Raw genomic sequence first — 21822 nt, 5'->3', positions numbered from 1 at the left:
TAACACGACACAAATAAAGACACGAATAAATTGGCAATTCTTTGATGTTAGCTGATTGCTGATGGCTAATAGCTGAATACTTACAAATTTTCAAGTTTTTCCTCCTCTAAGACTGACACTTCGCACGAATAGAGGAAACATCATTCAGCGGAGTGTCTTCTTTTCCTTATGCTTTTTAGTTCGTTAAAACCTGGGAGATTTAGTCATGAACGCATCCGAAATTTTAGCGAAACTCACTCAACAAGGCGTGGAATTTTGGGTTGAAAATAGCAAATTAAATATTCGTTCTCCTAAAGGAGTAATTACACCAGAAATACAAGCGGAAATAGCCACATATAAAGGAGATATTTTGGCATTATTACAAGAAATGAATATCGCTACAAAATCAGCTTCTGAACCTCTGATTCAAGGAATTAGTTTACAAACTATTGGCAGGTTAATAGGTGGTTTTACAGGTGAATCACCTATAGGATATCAGCCACCAATTATTAATCCACAAATGATGGCTCAAAATCTCAGTGTGACATTTAGACCTTTACCTCATGGTTATCATAATCAAATAATTATTAAATTCCGCCAAGAATTAGCAATTAAATTAAAAAACTTGGGTGTTACTGTTATCCCTTGGCAAGAAGCAACCACGGAAATTTTCTATGATATTAAAATTCCTTTAGTTAATTGGAATTATTCTTTAAAAATCAAGGGTGTACGAGCAGAAATTGATGCAGTCATAGATGTAGAACGACCTAACTCATGGTTGAGAAAATTAGGAATATTTATAGCCGAAAATTTTTATAGTTTATCTTATCCCTGGCTAGTAAATCAGCAAAGACTGTCTGTTGTTCAAATCGCTAAATTAAGTAGTTGGGCGGAAGATCATGCAGCTAAATATGTGGAAGATCCCACAAATACTCAAGTGATCATTATTGGTGAACTAGATGAGGAGTTTGTAAATCCTTTAACCAAGTATCAAGACAAAATTAGCATTGGCATCAATACACTCATTAAAACATTTTCCGAAATTGTCATTGGCGTATCTAATGATAAAATTTCCATTCTCAATATGAATCTATCAGATTCTATTTTCGAGAGAACAGAAATAGATAATTTTATTTCCAAATCTCTGATTCCTAAAGTTTTTGTTCCCATCGCTCCCCTGTTAATGAATAGATTTGAAATCGGAGAATATAATCCTTATATATCTAGCTATACTCATAAATTGGTGAAACTAGGTCAAGAACTAGCATCAACTGGTTTATTTCCACCAGGTTTTAAATTAGCGGAAGTTATTAAAAGAAAGTCCCACAGAGATATTGTTAATGTCATCGTCAATGGTAGAACGGGAGTTTCTTATGGTTTTGTCGCTTATGCAGAACCACCTTATTATGTAGGAAAACCAGAAATAACTGCTGCTGAATGGGAAAACCTATTACCTGTTGGTGGATTTAGTAGTAATGAAATTCGTACAAATGAAGCAGGTAGACGTTATATTAAAATCCTCATTGCTGGAGAATATGTATTTAAACAAATCCCCGATATTTGGTTACTTAGTTCTCGTTCCGGTGCTAATAAAACAGACTTAAATCTTGAAAAAGATATCCTTCGCATCGGTTTAAAAAATAATTTACATCTGCAATTACCACTAGGCAATCAGTCAAATACACTAGATATCAAACCTTCCTATGATATCTATGTCATGCTGGCAATTACTCTAGGTGCGGCTTTATATACACCAGAATTAATTGCAAATGGTGCGCCAATTGTTCACTTTCATGGCTATCCTGCTTATGATTGGTTTCAAGAAAATGAATATTGTTTTGGTGTTGATAATCCTTCTGTACCCTGTGGAACTTATGAATCAGGAGTGTTTAATTTTTTAGGTTTTTCTAACTTAGCTAATCAACCAACAAAAAATATCAAATTACTTAGTTTAATAGAACCAGATCATGGCACAAATTTTATTGCTCGTGATATGGACTATTTAGTTGATAGATTAAAAAATGGATGTGTAGCAGAACAAATTGAATTAGGTGGACAACATTTTGCTGCTCTCAAAGCAAATATAAGTAGTAAAAATCAATTCATCATTCATAGGGAATAGGGAACAGGGAACAGGGAACAGGGAATAGGTAATTGGGTTATTAATCTCCCTAGTGAAAAAATTGAGTAATTTGTGAGAATTATGAACATCAATTCCAAAACATTACTGATTACGGGAATAGATAACTTTATTGGTTTACGTGCTGCTGAATTAGCTTTAGAACGGAGAATGAAAGTTCGTGGTTTACAAACTTCTGTGAACAGAAAAAATACCAATAATTTGGATATTGATTTATTGTTTGGTAACATCACGGATTTTGCCATTGCCCAAAAACTTTGTCAAGCAGTAGATATTGTTTTTCATACCGAACAATTAGCAGCAGAAACAGGCGATATCAATAAATTTCGGGAAATAAATGTTGGTGGTACAATGAATATCGCAAAAGCCGCCAAAGATGCTGGTGTGAAAATTTTTGTGCATCTTTCCAGTGTCCTAGTTTATGGTTTTAACTATCCTCATCAAGTGACAGAATCAGAATTGCTTTGTGGAGAAAATAACCCCTATTGTCAAACGAAAATAGAAGCAGAATCTGCACTTTTACGATTGAACGCACCGCCAGATTTTAATATTATTATTATCCGCGCTGGTGATGTTTACGGTCCGGGTTGTATTCCCTGGGTAGTGCGTCCACTTTTATTGATGCGTCAAAATTTATTTGCTTATGCCAATGATGGTAAAGGTGTAAGTAATCATCTCTATATAGATAACCTCATTGATGCTATTTTTTTGGCAGTTGAAAAAGAACCATCGGGAGAAATATCTGGAGAAATATTTAATATCACAGATGGACAAGAAACTTCTTGGAAAGAGTATTTTACAAAATTAGCTGCAATAGAAAATTTACCAGCTTTTATTTCTCTACCCAAAGATGAAATGAAATTATTGTTGCAAGTGCGTTACCAAGGTCAAAAACTGTTACGAAAAAAAGCCGATATTCTGCCAGAATCTTTAGATTTTATCACTCGTCCTTATGCCTATTCTATCGCTAAAGCTAAAACTATGTTGGGTTATCAACCAAAAATTGATTTGACTGAAGGAATGCGTCGTACTCATGAATGGTTGAAAAAAACTGATATCCAAAAATTGATTTAGGGAGTATCCCAACTTTGAAAAAAATCAACACAGCCACACCAAAAAATCTCTGAAACTCTCTTACCTTTGCGTTCTTTGCGCCCTTTGCGGTAATGCCTCCGGCACGCTACGCGAACAATCATATCAGGATATTAGTGCATATTATTTCCATAGATAAAAATAAATTTACACATTTGGGATGCTGCCTTGATTTCAAGCTAAATTCACTTGAAACCTGTTCATTTTAATCACCTATTACTTGGGATTTCAAGATGTTGAGTAATTTCACTTCTCTGCCTGAAAACTTGTTAAATAACTTTATATCCCGCCCTAATCACTATCCCTTGAGAAGATTGTTTTGGAAAGGATGGTATAACCTTTTCACAGCTAATTATAGCAACATAAAAATTACTTTTATCAACTATGGTTATGCAGATGTAGAACCGAATACCAAACAGTTAGAATTGAACCCATCTGAAGAAGAAGAACGTTATTGTCTTCAACTTTATCATCATGTTGCCAAGGCTATCTCACTGCAAGAATTGGATGTTATTGAAGTAGGATGTGGACGTGGTGGTGGTTCTTCATATATTATGCGTTATTTACAACCAAAAACAATGACCGGGGTTGATTTTTCCAAAAGCAATATAGCATTCTGTCAAAAAGCAAATTCTGTTCCCCAACTAAATTTTCAACTCGGAGATGCAGAATCTCTACCATTTAATGATTGTTCCTTTGATGTGGTCGTTAATGTTGAATCGTCACATTGTTACGGTTCACCTGAAAGTTTTTTCGCTGAATCTTTTAGAATTCTACGCCCAAATGGTTACTTTTTATTTACTGATTTTCGCCCAAGAAAAGACATTGAAAAAACAACCATATCATTAAAAAATACTGGCTTTAAAATATTAAAATCGGAAATAATAACCCCTAATATTCTCAAAGCTATGGATTTAGAAAATGAAAGAAAACTAAAAACAATTAACCAGTATATTCCTAAATACTTACACATAGTCGCCAACTGGTTTGCTGGATGCCAAGGAACTCCCATGTATGAAGCATTTAAAACCGGAGATCAAGAATACCTTTGTTATGTTTTGCAAAAGTAACTTTTCTTTCAATCTTTCAACAAAAAATGCTCGATTTAAAAATTAATGAAACGTTTACTGATAGTTTATTACTCACATTACGGAGATGTGAATCGTGCAACTCAATCTTTTACAAAATGCCTCAATATACCAGAAATTGAGATTCATTGGGAGTGTATTAAACCAAAAGCAGATTATCCTTATCCTTATAAAATAGTTGCATCTCATTTATTAGCGACGTTTTCCCATAAATTGAGTCAGGTGTATAGAGGAATAAAAAATGAATTTGCTGAAAATGCAATATTACTCTAAACCCGAACAAATAGCACCATTCTTATCAATTGATAATTGAGAATTGAGAATTGATAATTGTTTCATTTTTTTTTACGCCGACCCACTTATAATCATTGCTATGAACCTCTGTGGAAAAACACTTCTTATTTCTGGAATCGGTGGGTTTATCGGCTTACGTACCACCGAAATAGCCCTAGCAAAAGGTTTGAAAGTTCGTGGGCTGCAACATTCCCAAATAAAAGCTAAAAAAGCCCAAAAATTAGGCGCTGATGTCATGATTGGCAGTGTAACTGATCCTGCGACTGTACAAAAAGCTTGCCAAGGAGTTGATATTGTTTTGCATACAGCAGCCATTGTCAAAGAACATGGAGCACTCCAGCATTTTCGTGAGGTAAATGTGGGCGGAACTGTTAACATGGCCAAAGCTGCTCACAATGCAGGTGTGAAAACCTTTGTTCATCTTTCCAGTGTTCTTGTTTACGGTTTTAATTATCCTGATCATGTCACCGAAGCTGATCCAATTTTTGCCGAAAATCATCCCTATTGTCAGACAAAAATAGAAAGCGAAAACGCACTTTTGCAACTTAATTTCCCCCCAGATTTTAACATTATCATTCTCAGACCAGGAGATGTTTACGGACCAGGAAGCTATCCCTGGGTAGTGCGACCACTACAATTGATGCGCCAAAAAATATTTAGGTTAGCCAACAATGGGCAGGGAGTAATTAACCATTTATATATAGACAATCTCATTGATGCTATATTTCTAGCCATAGAAAAAGAAGCATCTGGAGAGATATTTAACATTACTGACGGACAAGAAACTTCTTGGAAAGAATATTTTACACGGTTGGCGGAAATTGCAGATTTACCTGCACCCCTTTCTCTCCCTAAAAATGAACTCAAACTTCTGCTGCAACTGCGCCATCAAGGGCTAAAACTGATTGGTAAGAAACCTGATATTTTACCGGAAGCTTTAGATTTTATCACCCGTCCCCATGCTTATTCCATTGCTAAAGCACAAAGTGTATTAAATTATCAACCAAAAATTGACCTAGACGAAGGACTGCGACGCACACAGAAATGGCTGCAAACATTGGACTTGAAAACCTTAGATCAGATGGGTTAAAATGGGTTAAAAATTATGAAATATAAACACAATCTTCCCAGTCAATCGGTAACAACTTTAGATAGTCTTCCCTTCACTTGGGAACGTCTAATTCCCAAACAAATACCCAGCGATCCAGCAAGTCAAAAACTTTTTGAAATTCACCTGCGACGGTACGAAACTGCGGCAAGTTATGTACAAGGTAAACGAGTTTTGGATATCTCCTGTGGTACAGGATACGGTAGTCAGATGCTTCGTCTTGCAGGGGCGATCGCTGTCGTCGGGGTAGATATCTGCCCAAAAACCATAGAATATGCCAGAAACCACTATCAAGAAAACAATGTAGAATTTGTCTGTGCTGATGCTCTTACCTTTGAGTGGCCACAGCAATTCGACGTGATTGTTTCTTTCGAGACGATAGAACACCTACCCCATCCTGCAAAATTTCTAGATCATCTTTGCAGTTTGATAATTCCTGGAGGTGACTTACTGCTGTCAGCACCACTTGGTGAAACCCGACATATAGATCCCTATCACCTCCATGCTTTTAGTCAAGAAGATATATTTACACTACTTGAAAACGCGAATTTTTCTGTAGACCGATACCGTTGTGATGATTGGTGTCTGACTCGTGGGGATCTTCTACTGTGGCGACAGCTTTATCCAGCAGCCATACCAACCCTACGGCAACAGTTTTTCACTTTCAGAGGCTGGCAACTTCTCAGCGATTTTTTCTTCCGGGGTGTGATTAATGTACCTGAACTCATGGTTGCTGCCAAATTAATTACCACCTAAAAAGATCAGGGGCAGAAGGCAGAAGGCAGGAGGCAGGGAGCAGGGAGCAGGGAGCAGGGAGCAGGGGGAAAAGAATTTGCGGATTTCTGCACACACAAGTTATATCGCAAGTGATTTAGGACTTACGCAAAACAGAATGAAAGTAGGGGTAATTCATGAATTACCCCTACGTCAGAATCAGGTTTTGAGTCCAATCTTGCATAAGTCCTATTTTTAAGAAAACAGTCACTAGCTACTAACCCCACCCTAGCCAGAACAACATCATCGGCTGAGATTTGCGCTATAAAGCGAGAATTATGGCAGGATGGAAACAAGCTCATGCAACGAGAAGTCCAAAAGCTGGTTTTCACTCTGAGGAACTTCATAGGAGGCAGGAGGCAGGAGGCAGTTAACAGCAAACAGTTAACAGTCAATGGCGATAACTGATAATTGATAACTGATAACTGATCCACAGTTTCGCATTGTCAGCCAAAAAAAATTCTGGACGAAGACTGCTTATTATCGTCGGAATGACTGTGTGAGACTGCGAAAAAAGAATATATACTCCCAACCTTGACTATTAAATGAATCCAGACTACTCAGAAACTTACATCAATCATCCAACGTGGGGTTTACTATATAGGATCTGTATGGTTGATGATAACCAGGATCTGTTTACTACACTATATGCCCAACGCTTATTTTTTTTGGTAACAAATGACGTTAAAGGTATTAAATTTCAGTCTATTGGCCGGACTGAAGCCAGAATGATGCTGGAAAATCGTTTGCGTACTTTGCGTCGCAGTGGCAAGCCACAGGAGTACGATCAGCTTCAGAGTGTTTTCCAACGCACATTCCAATGACAAGTTCAATTAGTGAACGTATTGCTACCATTCGTGCTGAACTTCCGCCTTCAGTGCGGTTAATTGCTGTTAGTAAGCAAGTACCAACCGAACTGATGCGGGAAGCATACAGCGCGGGCATTCGTGATTTTGGTGAAAGTCGCATCCAAGAAGCTGCCAGTAAACAACAGGAGTTACAGGATCTGCCAGATATTACTTGGCACTTCATTGGACATTTACAAAGTAACAAAGCTAAAAAAGCTCTGGAATTATTTAATTGGATTCACTCTGTAGATAATCTACATCTAGCCCAGCGTCTAGATACCCTGGCGCAACAGCTAGGAGTGAGTCCCCTGGTTTGCCTACAAGTCAAAATTCTCCCTGATCCTCACAAGTCTGGTTGGATCATCCCAGAACTATTAGCAGACTTGCCAGCACTTGATCAATGTCAAAATTTGCAAATTCAAGGTTTGATGACAATTCCGCCTCTGGGTTTGGATGAGGGGGAAATTTTGAATGTGTTTAAACATACCTATAAACTTGCCCAAGAAATTGCCTCACAACCATGGAGTAATATCACAATGCAGCATCTATCTATGGGTATGTCTGGGGATTATCAATTGGCAATCCAAGGAGGTGCAACAATGGTCAGATTAGGGACTATTTTGTTTGGGCATCGCTCCCAAATTTCCCACATCTCACCAGATAAGACTGTATCTTAAACAACTCAGCACTGACAATTGCGTCAGTGCCTATTGGGGAAAACCAAGTAGCTAGATTTATATACTTGACAAATGTAAATACTAAGACAAAACTATAGGTAAAGAACTTTGCATAACTCCATCTTTAGGATATAATTTTAACTCATTGTTATGTCAATATAAAGTTCTTTCTAGAACAGTCTTTTGTTCATGAAAACCTGTACTAGAAAATACAAATAGCAATAAAATTGCTCAAAGCAGCAGCACTTACTAGGGCTACCACAATTTAAATCTGGATCAATTAAGGTAATTTCCACTGGGAGCGTAGATAATGAACAACATATTTTCTAAACTAAGGGATTTTGTGGGCTTGAACGAGCAGGTAGAATACGAATATTACGAGGAAGAACCAGATACCGACACCTACCAAAATCTGTATCAGCAAGAAAATCCTCAACCTGCTCCACAAGAAACCCCAGCTGCTAATCGACGTTGGCGTGAAAACTCCTCTACAATGGGAGAAGAAGAAGCAGCAGCAGGATCAAAGCCTATGAGTAATGTGATTGGTATGCCAGGCGCAATTAATGGAATTTCTGAAGTTTTAGTCCTTGAACCTCGCACTTTTGAAGAAATGCCTCAGGCAATTCAAGCATTACGTGAACGTAAGTCTGTAGTATTAAACTTGACGATTATGGACCCGGATCAAGCTCAACGGGCAGTTGATTTTGTTGCCGGTGGTACTTATGCTCTAGATGGACATCAAGAACGGATTGGCGAAAGTATCTTTTTGTTTACACCCAGTTGTGTGCAAGTCAGCACTCAAGGCGGATTTTTACATGAAGTACCCCAACCACCAGTACGTCCCGTTCGTCCTACAGGTACTACTGCCACTTGGGGTAGCGAACCTAACCGCATGGCACAATAATGAAGTTAAAGTTAGTCGTTTGTCAGGTTCAAGGCAAATGACTAATCAATGATGATTAATGACTAAATAACTAAATGACTATTAAATTTGGTTTAGTTGGTGGCGGGGTAATGGGAGAAGCTCTATTATCCCGCCTTATTGCACGGGGCATTTATCAAGGTTCAGAAGTTATAGTGAGTGAACCCCAAGAGTCTCGCCGGAGTTTTTTACAGCAGCAATATGGGGTAGCTGTAACGACGGATAATTGTTTGGTGTTATCTCAAGCTCAAGAGGCGGTGATGTTGGCGGTTAAGCCCCAGGTATTTAGTGCGATCGCTCAAGAATTAGCAGATATTTTACCTATAAAAAATACACCTCTAATTATTTCTATTTTGGCGGGTGTGTCTTTAAAACAGCTAGAAGCGGCTTTTCCCCAACTGCCAGTTATTCGCGCTATGCCTAATACCCCGGCTACAGTGGGTGCAGGAATGACGGCTATTTGTACGGGTGCTTACGTTCATGCCAGTCATCAAGCAACAGCTAAGGAAATTTTTACGGCGGTGGGGGAAGTGGTGGAAGTTCCAGAAACGCTGATGGATGCAGTGACAGGTTTATCTGGTAGTGGTCCGGCTTATGTAGCGTTGATGATTGAAGCTTTATCTGATGGGGGCGTGGCTGCGGGTTTACCCAGGGCAGTGGCTAAACAGTTGGCTTTACACACGGTTTTGGGAACGGCAAAACTTATAGAAGAAAGTAAAATTCATCCCGCAGAGTTGAAAGATAGAGTTACCAGTCCTGGGGGAACGACTATTGCTGGGGTCAGCGAGTTGGAAAAAGCTGGTTTTCGTTCTGCTTTAATTGAAGCGGTGAAAGCTGCTGCTTATCGTTCTCAGGAGTTGGGGAAAGGGTGATCAATTAATTTAAAGTTCAATTTTAGGGAAGTTTCGCGCAAAGACGCAAAGGAGCAAAGGCGCAAAGGTTTATATCAATCAATATTTTCATGCAATTATTAGCAGAGCTTCATACATCAGATCGAAGGTTTCTCCAGTTTGTGTAATGGGTTTTAGGGGTGGTTTGATTTTGCTTCACTCGTTCTAGCAAACCAGGAATTGCCAAAAGTTCTTGAGTGGCAGCTTCACTTTCAGCATTTGCTAAGTAAGCAGCAAAATCTGCAAGCACTTGTAAGGGATTCATTAACGGACTCTATAAAATTTGCGATCGCACTAACTTTTTAACCCACATTCCGCACCCTGAACTGTCACATAACTAAAAATTGCTTGTTTGGAGATTTGATATTGGCGATTGGCTACGTCAGTGCCGTAGGCAATCGCTATCTAAAATTTCTGCATTTTTGTATAAAAACCATCCTTTGAAGTATTCAAAAATCCGAAATTACCAATTGTGACATCTGGGGGTGCGGAAGGTGGGTTATAAAATAACATCTAAACATTGCCCAACATACTCATAATAATCTAGATATTCTTCTTTTGTAACTTCCCAAGCAAGGCTCCCATCAGAACCAGGATGAGACACACTATTAGAGTTTCTGCGATCAAATAAGTTTCTTATTTTTATACATATTTCATGTCGAATGCCTTGCGATTGCAAAAATTTGACTACATTGTTAACATCGTAATCTTTTTTATTTGCTTTTTCCTGTTTGATACAAACAGCATGGATTTCATTAACTAAATGATTAAGAGCAACCGAATAGGATGTATTTCTCTCACTTAAAATTCTCAGTCGAGTTTGCTCTAATACATCCGGCATCTCTGAAAGCTTTTTCATCTGCATACAAGCTAAATTATAGTATCCAGGTTTATTGCAATTAAGTTCTTTTTTAAGGAAAACATCAACAATATTACTCATATGAACATTCTGTCGAAGTTTCTGAAGAAGATTTTGATTTTCGTCATCAAAATTGGTTTGACATAGAAATTTAATAATTAAGTCGGCATCTCCCGTAGTGATAATAGTTTTATCCAAACAAAAATTCCTGAATTCATTAGTTGCAGTTTCATCCTTTAACAATATAATTAGTATTTCGAGTGGTTGGACTTTAACCAGATCAAAATTAAATTTTTTGAAGATGTTTTTAATCTTCCTTTTGTTGGCTGGTTTATCAAGTATTTGCTCTACACTTTTGTCAAATACCTCTTGAAGAATTTCCTCTTGTGCTGAATTACCTCTTATAAAATAATCCTCAACTCTAGATTTCTTGATCTTTCTTAGCTCTTTAAATATCTTATTTAGCTTATCTTGAGGTGTTTCAGCAACCTCTTTAACTTCCTCTGTTTCTTGCTCATCATCATCCTTGATATTGCTAAAATATTCATCACTTGGAGATGATTTACGTATATTCTTAAGAAGTTCTTCTTTTTCCTCCTTTTTCGACAAGCGATACAACCTAGTTTTTAGATTAAGTTTAAGACCAAGCTGGCTATATAAAATTTCAGCAATTTGAGAAGCAATTGAATGAATATACAAACCTTGATATTCTTGATTAATATTTGGCTTAAATGTTATGGAAATGTATATATCATCTGTATATCTAATAATACTATGCGATTCAATAATATCTTTATATTTTCTTAATATATCATCTATAAACAGATCACCAAAAACTAAATACAAATATCCAATGAAACTGGAAATTATATTATTATCTGATTGAGGAATTCCAGATTTACCATTAGATATAAACTGAAATAGAGATATAATTTGTTCTTTTGTAAAAATATCATACGCCCTATTAGCCTGAATACTAGGCTTGATAAAACTACTTAGAAGATTAAGTAGTCGGGAAACCGATAATTCATTAAAATAATTCTCAATATCAAGCTTTAAAATGACTTTATCCTGATTACCTGATTTAGTTTCTTCTTTAATTATTGATTTAAATTGTTCGTGAAAATGACGATAATAAATATTTTTAGAGTTTAATTGAAGCTTGCCAGATTTATAACTAAGGTTGCCACCGTAAAAAGCATTAATACTTTTAATTTGTTTATAGGTTTCAATTACAAATTCCTGTGAAAGTTTAAGTAAATATAGCCCAACTGCATAATATACTACTCTCATTGGGTAAGTAAAAAACTTATAATCCCTTAATCCAAGTCCTGGCTTCGGTACAACATATGAGAAAATAGAAAACTCTTTTTTTAAACCATAAAAAAGACTACTAGATATTTTTATATTGAAGTAGTCTTCTGCAGCATGATTTAGGCAAGTTACATCAATTTTTTCATAATAAAATAGGCTAAAAGTATTAAAATGGCGATTAGTTCTCTTTTGCTTTATTTGGAAATTTATTAGTTCCAGTGCATCTTTCCAGAGTCCAAAATCTATAAAGTATCCAAGTTGTGTTTTGTTGTTGTTGGTCATCACTGTAGCAATCCTAAATCATTCGTGATAAAGAAAATAGTGCAAGGCTTATCAATAAATACTGATAACCACCGTATTTTCCCATACTTTAATTTGGATGGCTATATAGTTTGGGTAAAAAAAGCTTATGTTCAAGATTTACTTGGATGTGTTGCTTGTGATGATACCCTACAAGAAACAGAGTAGCTGATTTAGAATTGTATCTGGAAGTATTGAAAGAAGATGGACAACCCATACCCGAACCATCTACAGAAGTTGGTAAAGTTGCAGTGACAATATAATCACAACTACCGAAAAAATCCACCATGCAAGGACTAGCCGTTACTGAAACCATCACCACCATAGCTGAAGCAGAAAAAAGATTTGGTTTAACTCGCAGTCAATCTCAGGATTTTTTTACAGAATGGCATGATCAATTACCTGAAATTAACCATAATGACCGCACTAACTTAGAAATTCTCTGGCAGCGTTATATTTATCATCGTTCCGGTGGACATTTATTGGAAAGTACAGTGATGCTATTACTCGTCTCTCCATTGCTGACCGTTGCGGGATTATACGATCCACCTTTCCGCATCAAAGCTGAAGAATCTGTACAAATCACAATAACCGATAGCGAAGAAACTCTACAGGGTCGAATAGATGTTTTAGTATTGAAAGATCGCCTTTGGATAATTGTTTTAGAGTCCAAAAAAACCATGTTATCAGTTTGGTCGGCATTACCCCAAACTCTTGCTTATTTAATAGCCAGTCTGAATACTGATTTGCCTACTTTTGGAATGTTAACTAATGGTGATGATATTGTCTTTGTCAAAGTCCAAAATCAGCAGTATGCCATATCAAGAGTATTTGCACCTCTAACTACCCAAAGTGAATTAGAGTCTGTGTGTCGAGTCTTACGCAAAATTGCAGAAACAGTAAAATGATTGATAAAAGTGTAAAATTAAATAAAAGGGAAAATGCTATGCTAACTAAAACAGATTATGCTCTCTGGATTGAAGAAACGGTTAATCTATTGAAAGAAAAAAACTATCAAAATGTAGACTGGGAAAACTTAATTGAGGAGATTGAAAGTTTGGGCAGAAGCGATCGCCAAAAAGTGAGAAGTTTTTTAAGACAATTATTGGCACATCTACTTAAACGCTGTTATTTACCACTTCCTCAAGAATTTCATCACTGGGAAGTAGAAATTCGTAATTTTCGCGTAGAACTTCAGGATATTTTTGATGATTCACCCAGTCTTAAACGCTATGCTAACGAAGTTTTACCAAATTGCTGGCAAGTTGCTTTAGAAGGAGTTCGTCAAGAATATAAAGGTTTCGATTTTCCTGATCAGTACCCTTTTGCTGAAGATATAAAGGGAATTTTACATGATACTTTTTGGTTAGAGCAATTACAATGACTTACATCGCGTAGTTTTACGAATAAATAATCTACTACGCAACCCACCAATTACCAATTACCAATAACCAATTACCAATTACTCATCACCTCTTCCCCAATCAGGTTATGATAGTAGATAGTCTGGATGCAAAAGATGATTGAGTGAACTACACCGCACCCTCTTCAGAAATTAATTTAGGGTTGATTTTTCCCTTTGAGTTGGATCAATTCCAACTAGATGCGATCGCCTCTCTCAATGCTGGCCGCTCAGTGGTTGTCTGTGCGCCCACAGGATCGGGTAAAACTTTAGTTGGGGAATACGCTATTTATCGCGCTTTATCCCGTGGTAAGCGTGTATTTTACACCACTCCCCTGAAGGCGTTATCTAATCAAAAATTACGCGACTTTCGGGAAAAATTCGGATTTGATATGGTCGGTCTATTAACCGGGGATGCTTCCATTAACAGGGATGCACCGATTATAGTCATGACTACCGAGATTTTCCGTAATATGCTTTATGGCACACCTATAGGTCAAATCGGGATCTCTTTAACAGACGTTGAGGCTGTAGTCCTCGATGAGTGCCACTACATGAACGATCGCCAACGGGGTACTGTCTGGGAAGAATCTATTATTTACTGTCCCCGTGAAGTCCAACTGGTCGCCCTTTCGGCTACAGTTGCGAATAGTGAACAACTTACAGACTGGTTAAATCGTGTTCATGGACCCACAGACCTGATTTATTCTGATTTTCGCCCTGTTCCTTTAGAATTTCACTTTTGCAACCCTAAAGGTTTATTTCCCCTCCTCAATGACAGCAAAACTAAAATTAATCAACGTTTAATTAGACGTGGTAAAAAGGGTATAGGAGAACGAGGTAAAGGTAATCGTCCAGAACCACCAAGTATAGTTTATACCCTCAGTCAATTGGCACAACGGGATATGCTACCTGCCATTTTCTTTATTTTCAGCCGCAGAGGTTGTGATAAAGCGGTTGCTGAGGTGGGTGATTTATGGTTAGTCAATAATGAAGAATCCCAAATATTACGTAGGCAGATTGATGATTTTTTAGCCCGTAATCCAGAAGCAGGACGTACTGGACAAATTGCACCCCTGTACAGAGGTATTGCGGCGCATCATGCGGGAATTTTACCAGCTTGGAAAGTTTTGGTTGAAGAACTTTTTCAACAAGGTTTAATTAAAGTTGTCTTTGCTACGGAAACTCTGGCAGCAGGTATTAATATGCCAGCACGAACAACAGTTATTTCTACCCTTTCTAAACGCACTGATAATGGACATCGTTTATTAAAAGCTTCGGAATTTTTGCAAATGTCCGGGCGTGCTGGTCGTCGGGGCATGGATTTACAAGGTCACGTTGTGACATTACAAACTCCCTTTGAAGGTGCAAAAGAAGCTGCTTATTTAGCTACATCTCCCCCAGATCCTTTGGTGAGTCAGTTTACTCCCAGTTATGGGATGGTGTTAAACCTCTTGCAAACCCATACCTTAGAACAAGCAAAGGAACTGATAGAACGCAGTTTTGGCCAGTATATGGCAACTTTGTATTTAAAACCAGAATATGATGAAATTGCAGCTATCAAAGCAGAGTTAGCAAAAATTGAAGCAGAATTAGCCGCAGTAGATGAAAATGAAATTGCACTTTATGAAAAATTGCGGCAGCGTTTAAAAGTAGAACGGCATATATTCAAAACTCTACAGGAACAAGCACGGGAAGACAGACAAGAGCAACTTTCCATGATGTTAGATTTTGCCGTGACAGGAACGCTGTTGAGTTTAAAAGATAAAAACATGACAGCGACTTTACCGTTAACGGCTATATTATATGGTAAAGCTCCTGAAATTGGACCTACTTCTTACTTAGTTTGTTTAGGACAGGATAACCGCTGGTATGTAGCGACAACAGCAGATGTAATTGATTTATATGCAGAGATGCCCAGAGTAGAAGTACCAGAGGATATTTTACCACCTGATGAACTAGGTTTAAAACGGGGTCAGTCAGTGCGGGGAAATGCAGCAACAGAGGCGATCGCTCAGAGTATACCCGATCCGAGCGAATATATGTACATGACACCGGAAGTAGCTGCTCAACTGAGTCGGGTGAATGCAGTACAATCACAAATAGAAAATCATCCCTTGCATAAATCAGGAAATATTGCCAACATATTTAAACAACGAGCGCGGTGTGTAGAATTAGAAGCGGAACTAGAAGAGTTAGAAGAACAAGTAAAACAACACTCACAGCAACACTGGGAAGAATTTCTGAATTTAATTCAGATATTACAGCACTTTGGCGGGTTGGATAATTTAGCACCCACAGAACTAGGACAAATGGCCGCAGCAATTCGGGGTGAAAATGAGTTATGGTTAGGATTGGCGATCGCCAGTGGTGAACTAGATAATTTAGATCCCCATCACTTAGCAGCAGCAGTAGCATCTTTAGTCACAGAAACACCACGCCCCGATAGTCGGGTACGTTTTAACCTCAGTAACGAAACAGCAGACGCTTTAGCCAAACTCCGGGGTATTCGTCGCAAACTGTTCCAAATTCAACACCGTCATAACGTAGCTTTACCTATTTGGTTAGAATTTGAACTCATTGCAGTTGTAGAACAATGGGCGTTAGGAATGGACTGGTTACAACTTTGTGCTAATACAACTTTAGATGAAGGTGATGTAGTTAGGTTGTTGCGCCGTACTCTAGACTTATTATCACAAATTCCTCATGTTCCCTTTGTTACTGATAGTTTACGACAAAATGCCCAAAGAGCAATGCAATTAATTGATCGTTTCCCGGTGAATGAAGCGATGGAATAAACTAAGCAAACCGAGTTCATTGATCATCCCATAAAACCAGCAAACAACAAAGGTAAAAGTATCAAAGCTGATCCTATTAAAACCAAAGTTGCTGGATCAATTTTGATGTGATTTTTTTGTGGATCTGGTATTTTTGACATTCTCTAAAATTGGTAGTTTAGCTAATTTTAAATCATTAATAACTGTAACCTGTAACCTGTAACCTGTCACCTATTATCTCTTTTACCAGGAAATTTAGTACCCATTTCCGTTAGCGCAGAAAAGATGAGATAGGTAATGAGTAAAGCGAAACCTGCAAAAAAAGCGAGTAAATCGTTGTTCATAATATACCTGATTTTACCTACAAAACTATTATAATAGTTGAAGATACCAAAAAAGTAAAAAAATGGGAGTAAACAATGGGGCGCATTAATCCTTACACCCTACAAATGCAAATTACCAGAATGTTTGCGGAAGGACAATCATTCTTTGCTTTAACAAAAGTGCAAGATTGGTTAAAAGAACATAATCAAAACCCGTTAGAATATGAGATTTTTTTTCACAAAAAACCTGCACCTCCTGGTTCTCAAGAAGTGATGGTAATAGAAATAGAACTGAAACGTAAAGATGGACAACCTGTGGACTCTTGGTTACAAGAACAAGTAAATTTACACGCTTAACTCATTTGTAAGCATTCAGCTATCAGCATTTAGCAGTCAGCAAAAAAGAAGAAAATCATCAATAATAGGTTATAAATTTCTCTCATTAACACTTATGTCATTTGAAAGAACAGGAGCATCCTTGTTATTACAGCAGTTTTCATGTCTTTAGACCACAGTCAGGGCGAAGCATTCGGATGATAAGCTGTTACACAGCTAAATTGTATAGGACTAATATTTTAAACTCTTGTTTAACAGGCAAGATGCCTGTTCCACTTATACAAATTAAATGCACAACAGCTTATCACTTAGTTACTTAATTCCCTATTATACAATCTAGCTACACAACAGCTTACTCACACTAATTTCCACAATTATCAATTATCAATTATCAATTCTTAATAATCACTATCAGCCACACAAATTCCTTTACATTTAATCCCATTTGTAGCAGTGCGTTTACAATGGGGACATAGGACTTTTTCAGTTTCGATATCTTGATTTATTTCTATATTGTTACTTGCGTGTAACTTGTCTTTTTCGGTCTGAATTTTTTCACTCATAAGCATCAAGGAATTTTTTACGGTTTACAAACTTCTGTCTATTCTGGTGTTTCTGTGGGTTCTGGAGTGGGTTCTGGAGTGGGTTCTGGAGTGGGTTCTGGAGTGGGTTCTGGAGTAGGTTCTGGAGTGGGTTCTGGAGTAGGTTCTGGAGTAGGTTCTGGGGGATTTTCTACTGTCACCGTTAACTGATAATCTGTAGATTTAGAAGCTGTGGAAACTACGACAAATTCATAAAATCCCGTTTCTGGTAATGTTTTGGATACAGTCCGCACCGTAGAATCTTCTAAAAATGTGACTTTACCAGAGGGAGAATAAATAGATAATAACACCTGAGAACTAGCATCTAGTTTAACTTCCATTGTTTGATCTTTTGCTAGTCCAGCGATGAAAACTTTACCTCCTCCTGGTTGTAGATTACCACTAACTGTTTTACCTGTAGTCCCAGGATCAAATACTATTCTTGCAAAGGCACTATTAGAAAGGATAGCATTGAGTTTATCATTAACAAATGCGTGCCAAACTTGTCCTATAGGTTGCTCTATAAAATTTTTACCTTGATATTCAGGGAATACACGGAAAAAAGCAGCATCACCTAAGTCATACAAAGCACGACTGCTAACATTTCTGCGGTTAACTTCTACTTTCCAGCGATCGCGTTCTGCTGGGGTATAAGTTCCCATTTGTCTACGCGCTCTACTACTCAAAAGAGACAGTTTATCTAGGGTTTGGGCGGCTATTTGATCCCATTCTTCCCGTAAATCTTCGTCTTCTGGTGTATCATTTAAATCACGTCCTTGGATATTGGGGTTTTTCTCCCAAAAAAGTTGGTTGATTAAACTGATATAAAAGTTATTATCTATACCCAACTGTTGACGGCGATCGCTCAATCTTTGTTTACGTTCTCTTTCTTCAGGTGAAAAATTATTTTCCGGGGTGGTGGGGGTTTCTGTAGGTGTAGGACTTAATGTAATATCCGGGTTACTTCCATCTTGGTTGTTCCCACGGTTACTAATACCCCACCACAACAAACCTATACTACTAAATAACGCCACAGTCACAATAAATACATTTGTTGTAGTCCAAATACTTGTATTTTGGGGTGTGGGAGTAGCAACTGCTGGAGGTGCGGGAGTTTTGGGAGGAGAAACTGCAACAGTTCCTGCGGTGGTTGGGGAAGTTGTGGGTTTTGGGGGTTGAGTAGCTGGATATACTGTAGGTGCGACAGGAGGAGAGTTATTAACTGCTTTTCCATTCAGTGCGTCTAAAACTTGACGTGCTGACTGATAGCGATCGCTTGGTCTGGGAGATAGCATTTTATCTAAAATGTCCCCCAATAAAGGACTAAGGCTAATTTCTCGCCGCCATAGCCATTGTAAATTTTGTATATCTATTAAATCCTGTGGTGGTTTTCCTGTCAGTAAAACCAACACTGTCACAGCTAAAGCATATAAATCACTGTGAGGATATACTAAACCGGTTTGCATTTGTTCTGGAGGTGCAAAACCAATTTTTCCTAACAAAGTTCCACTACTTCCAGAAGTAATTACCCCAGATTGATAATATTGAGAAGCGACAGTTTGAGCGACTTGTTTCACTCCCCCAAAATCAATTAAAACTGGTAATTGATCCACAATTCTCAAGATTAAATTATCAGGAGAAATATCACGATGAATCACACCTACATGATGGATATATTCTAAAACTGGTAAAAGTTGTTCTAATAACTGACGAACTTCAATTTCTGTAAATTTTAAACCTTTTTGTTTGCGGGAATTTAATAAAGAATTATACGTTTCACCTGCTACATGATCTTGCACTAAAAAGAGAGATTCTTTACCTTGTAAATTAATACGTAATAGTTCCCGAAAGCGCGGAATTTGAGGATGTTGTAATTGATAAAGAACACTAGCTTCTCGTTGAAATAACTCCTCTGCTTTTTGCACAATATAAGGAGTTTGCACCTGGGGAGAAAATTCCTTTAAAACACAAGCTTCTCGAAAACGGTTAATATCTTCAGCTAAGTAAGTTTTCCCAAACCCACCTTGTCCGAGTTGACGGACAATAACATAGCGATCGCCTAAAGTTTGTCCTGCTTGAATACCACTATTGACAGGAGTTTCTATTATCTTCTCACCACACTGAAGACAAAACTTACTACCGGATGGATTTTGATGTCCTTGAGAACAATAAAGATTAGTCATAAAGGAATAGGGAATAGGGAATAGGGAATAGGGGATAGGGAATAGGGAATAGGGAATAGGGAACAGGTTAACAATTTTACCCAATCACCAGTCACCAATCACCAATCACCTATTCCCTACTTGATCAGAGGCGATCGCATACCAAAACTGCATAAAAGTCTGCTGATTTAGTTTCCCACGCACTTGACCAGGAAACAATGGATCAAATTTTTGATATGTTTCCTCTCTTAACTCCTGAAATGAACGATATTTACCTAATCTACCACCTTGAGCTAGTCTATCCCATCTTTGGGAATCTTCTATACTATAACTACCTATTTTCCTCCGTGCTATCTGACTCAAATTAGCTTGTTCTATTTTCTTTAACAACTCATCTGCTGTACTATTCCACTGTTCCCGTAAAACCCGATCTTCCGGTTTATCTGTTAATACCCTTCCCCGCAACCCTGGCCTGATAGCATAAAATCTTTCATCTACTGTCTTAGTAAACACCGCTTGGGAAATTTCCAACTCTTGCACACGGTTAAAAACCTCCTCAACACTGCGGTTTTTATTTCCCACACTGATAGGATTATTGATAGATGGTATACCGGGAACTTCCACTTTAGGTAAACTAATTGATGTAACACTTCTTACCATAAAATTTCCTAACGCCCACATACCACCACCAATTAAACCGACTCCCATAGTTATAGTAAAAGTGACAGCAAAAGGACGTAACCATATAGGCATCGGTATATTTTGCAATGCCATGTGAGTAGTTCTATATACTTTTTTCCCTGGTGCAGCTACCATTGTTTGTAACCTGCTCAGGTGAGTGTTTTTGTTATTAACAGAAGGTTGCATAGTATTTGGATTAGTATTTATGTTATGGATAGCTGTAGAAACAGAACCAGAAACAGATGTTGGTGGTGGTAAATCTTTGATAACTTGATCTGCTGTTTGATAGCGATCGCTTGGTTTATATGCCAACATCTTTTTTAAGACTGCTGTTAATTTCGGACTTACTTTAATTTCCTTTCCCCAATACCAAGTCCCGTTATAACTATCATAAAGTAAATGAGGTTCTTTACCAGTCACTAACACCAAAGCCGTTACCGCTAATGAGTATAAATCACTGCTTTTAAATACTTTTCCCTGAAGTAACTGTTCTTCTGGTGCATAACCTTTTTTACCTAATAAAGTACCATTTCCCACCAACTTAGTCTGCCAAAAACCCTGATAAGCTGGTAATTGTTTTACACCACCAAAATCAATCAACACAGGTAAACCATCTTTTTGGCGTAAAATCAAATTATCAGGCGAAATATCACGGTGGACAATATCTAAAGAGTGAATATAACTCAAAATCGGGAGAATCTTGTGTAAAAGGTTAATTACCTCCTCCTCACTCAAAGATTTTCCCTGTGTTTGCAGTTGTTCAAATAACTGATAATAATTAGCACCTTCCACATAATCTTGCACTAAAAAGAAAAAATCTTTAGTACCAATTTTAGCTTGTATAGATTCATGAAATCTGGGAATTTGCGGATGTTTGATTTTTTTAAGTACGTTCGCTTCCCGTTCAAATAACTCTTGAGCTTTTTGTAAATCTTCTTTTTTAGTGACTTGGGGCGCAAATTCTTTTAAAACACACTTTTCACGGGCTTTTTGTCTATCAATCGCCAAATAACTCCGACCAAAGCCACCTTGGCCCAGTATACGCCCAATTTCATAACGATTATTGATTACCTGTCCTACAGTCAGCGGTAAAGATTCTCCGCACTGAGTACAAAAACTGTTACCATTATTATTTGCGTGTTGTTTGCTGCAATAGACGGACATGGTAGGGAACATAGATCAATATACTGATACAGTTCTACAATATCAAAAAGGTAATTTACGAACTATTGTGGTGACTGGTGACTGGTGACTGGTGACTGGTGACTGCTGAAT

At 37.6% G+C, this 21822-nt stretch carries 19 protein-coding genes; 14 read left to right on the top strand and 5 right to left on the bottom strand.

The features are described from left to right. Positions 1-205: 205 nt before the first annotated feature. The 10 genes from PN497_RS14465 to proC all read left to right on the top strand — a co-directional run bounded on the left by PN497_RS14465 (position 206) and on the right by proC (position 9794). Complete coding sequence (locus tag PN497_RS14465; RefSeq protein WP_096565529.1) at positions 206-2101, top strand: TubC N-terminal docking domain-related protein; 1896 nt, start codon at positions 206-208, stop codon at positions 2099-2101. A gap of 81 nt (positions 2102-2182) precedes the next feature. Next, positions 2183-3193, top strand: coding sequence for an NAD-dependent epimerase/dehydratase family protein (locus PN497_RS14460; RefSeq protein WP_096565530.1), 1011 nt, complete (start codon positions 2183-2185; stop codon positions 3191-3193). A 251-nt stretch (positions 3194-3444) separates the two neighbouring features. Then, positions 3445-4281, top strand: a complete 837-nt coding sequence (locus tag PN497_RS14455) for a class I SAM-dependent methyltransferase (protein ID WP_096565532.1) — start codon at positions 3445-3447, stop codon at positions 4279-4281. 45 nt (positions 4282-4326) lie between these two features. Beyond that, positions 4327-4572: a hypothetical protein gene (locus PN497_RS14450; RefSeq protein ID WP_096565534.1), complete on the top strand. Its 246-nt coding sequence runs from the start codon at positions 4327-4329 to the stop codon at positions 4570-4572. Positions 4573-4672: 100 nt separating this feature from the next. Beyond that, the gene (locus tag PN497_RS14445; protein WP_096565536.1) at positions 4673-5683 is read left to right on the top strand and encodes an NAD-dependent epimerase/dehydratase family protein; all 1011 of its coding nucleotides are present in this window, start codon (positions 4673-4675) and stop codon (positions 5681-5683) included. A 15-nt stretch (positions 5684-5698) separates the two neighbouring features. Continuing rightward, entirely contained in the window at positions 5699-6457 is a 759-nt protein-coding gene (locus tag PN497_RS14440; RefSeq protein WP_096565538.1) for a class I SAM-dependent methyltransferase, read from the top strand. Between the two features lie 563 nt (positions 6458-7020). After that, positions 7021-7299, top strand: a complete 279-nt coding sequence (gene pipX / locus PN497_RS14435) for a transcriptional coactivator PipX (RefSeq protein WP_096565540.1) — start codon at positions 7021-7023, stop codon at positions 7297-7299. After that, complete coding sequence (locus PN497_RS14430) at positions 7296-8000, top strand: YggS family pyridoxal phosphate-dependent enzyme (protein WP_096565542.1); 705 nt, start codon at positions 7296-7298, stop codon at positions 7998-8000. Before pipX ends, PN497_RS14430 begins: the two co-directional genes overlap by 4 nt. 310 nt (positions 8001-8310) lie before the next feature. Further along, entirely contained in the window at positions 8311-8904 is a 594-nt protein-coding gene (locus PN497_RS14425; RefSeq protein WP_096565544.1) for a cell division protein SepF, read from the top strand. Positions 8905-8978: 74 nt separating this feature from the next. Further along, a complete protein-coding gene (gene proC, locus PN497_RS14420; protein ID WP_096565546.1) occupies positions 8979-9794 on the top strand; it encodes a pyrroline-5-carboxylate reductase in 816 nt (271 codons plus the stop codon). 109 nt (positions 9795-9903) lie between these two features. Here the strand turns inward: proC and PN497_RS14415 are convergent, their stop codons facing one another. Both PN497_RS14415 and PN497_RS14410 read right to left on the bottom strand, forming a co-directional pair. After that, positions 9904-10077 carry a hypothetical protein gene (locus tag PN497_RS14415; RefSeq protein WP_272110494.1) on the bottom strand — a complete coding sequence of 58 codons (174 nt, stop codon included), beginning with the start codon at positions 10075-10077 and terminating at the stop codon, positions 9904-9906. A 234-nt stretch (positions 10078-10311) separates the two neighbouring features. Then, positions 10312-12267 (bottom strand): AbiA family abortive infection protein, encoded by a 1956-nt coding sequence (locus tag PN497_RS14410; protein ID WP_096565548.1) that lies wholly within the window; start codon positions 12265-12267, stop codon positions 10312-10314. 305 nt (positions 12268-12572) lie between these two features. On the opposite strand from PN497_RS14410, the gene PN497_RS14405 reads away from it, so the two are divergent. From PN497_RS14405 to PN497_RS14390, 4 genes are all read left to right on the top strand, one after another. Further along, positions 12573-13193: a type I restriction endonuclease gene (locus PN497_RS14405; RefSeq protein WP_096565550.1), complete on the top strand. Its 621-nt coding sequence runs from the start codon at positions 12573-12575 to the stop codon at positions 13191-13193. Positions 13194-13231: 38 nt separating this feature from the next. Beyond that, positions 13232-13669, top strand: a complete 438-nt coding sequence (locus tag PN497_RS14400) for a DUF29 domain-containing protein (RefSeq protein WP_096572558.1) — start codon at positions 13232-13234, stop codon at positions 13667-13669. Positions 13670-13812: 143 nt separating this feature from the next. Continuing rightward, positions 13813-16485 carry a DEAD/DEAH box helicase gene (locus PN497_RS14395; protein WP_096565552.1) on the top strand — a complete coding sequence of 891 codons (2673 nt, stop codon included), beginning with the start codon at positions 13813-13815 and terminating at the stop codon, positions 16483-16485. 398 nt (positions 16486-16883) lie between these two features. Continuing rightward, a complete protein-coding gene (locus PN497_RS14390) occupies positions 16884-17144 on the top strand; it encodes a hypothetical protein (RefSeq protein WP_096565554.1) in 261 nt (86 codons plus the stop codon). Between the two features lie 377 nt (positions 17145-17521). On the opposite strand, the gene PN497_RS14385 is transcribed toward PN497_RS14390, so the two are convergent. The 3 genes from PN497_RS14385 to PN497_RS14375 form a co-directional block, all read right to left on the bottom strand. Further along, a complete protein-coding gene (locus PN497_RS14385) occupies positions 17522-17686 on the bottom strand; it encodes a hypothetical protein (RefSeq protein ID WP_190347062.1) in 165 nt (54 codons plus the stop codon). Between the two features lie 38 nt (positions 17687-17724). Continuing rightward, the gene (locus tag PN497_RS14380) at positions 17725-19887 is read right to left on the bottom strand and encodes a serine/threonine-protein kinase (RefSeq protein WP_096565556.1); all 2163 of its coding nucleotides are present in this window, start codon (positions 19885-19887) and stop codon (positions 17725-17727) included. Between the two features lie 105 nt (positions 19888-19992). Continuing rightward, positions 19993-21711: a serine/threonine-protein kinase gene (locus tag PN497_RS14375; RefSeq protein ID WP_096565559.1), complete on the bottom strand. Its 1719-nt coding sequence runs from the start codon at positions 21709-21711 to the stop codon at positions 19993-19995. Between the last annotated feature and the right edge of the window lie 111 nt (positions 21712-21822).

Source organism: Sphaerospermopsis kisseleviana CS-549, from assembly GCF_028329225.1.
GTDB classification, from domain to species: domain Bacteria; phylum Cyanobacteriota; class Cyanobacteriia; order Cyanobacteriales; family Nostocaceae; genus Sphaerospermopsis; species Sphaerospermopsis kisseleviana.
The sequence above is the reverse complement of the archived record's forward strand: the minus strand, read 5'-3'. Positions and strand labels throughout refer to the sequence as shown.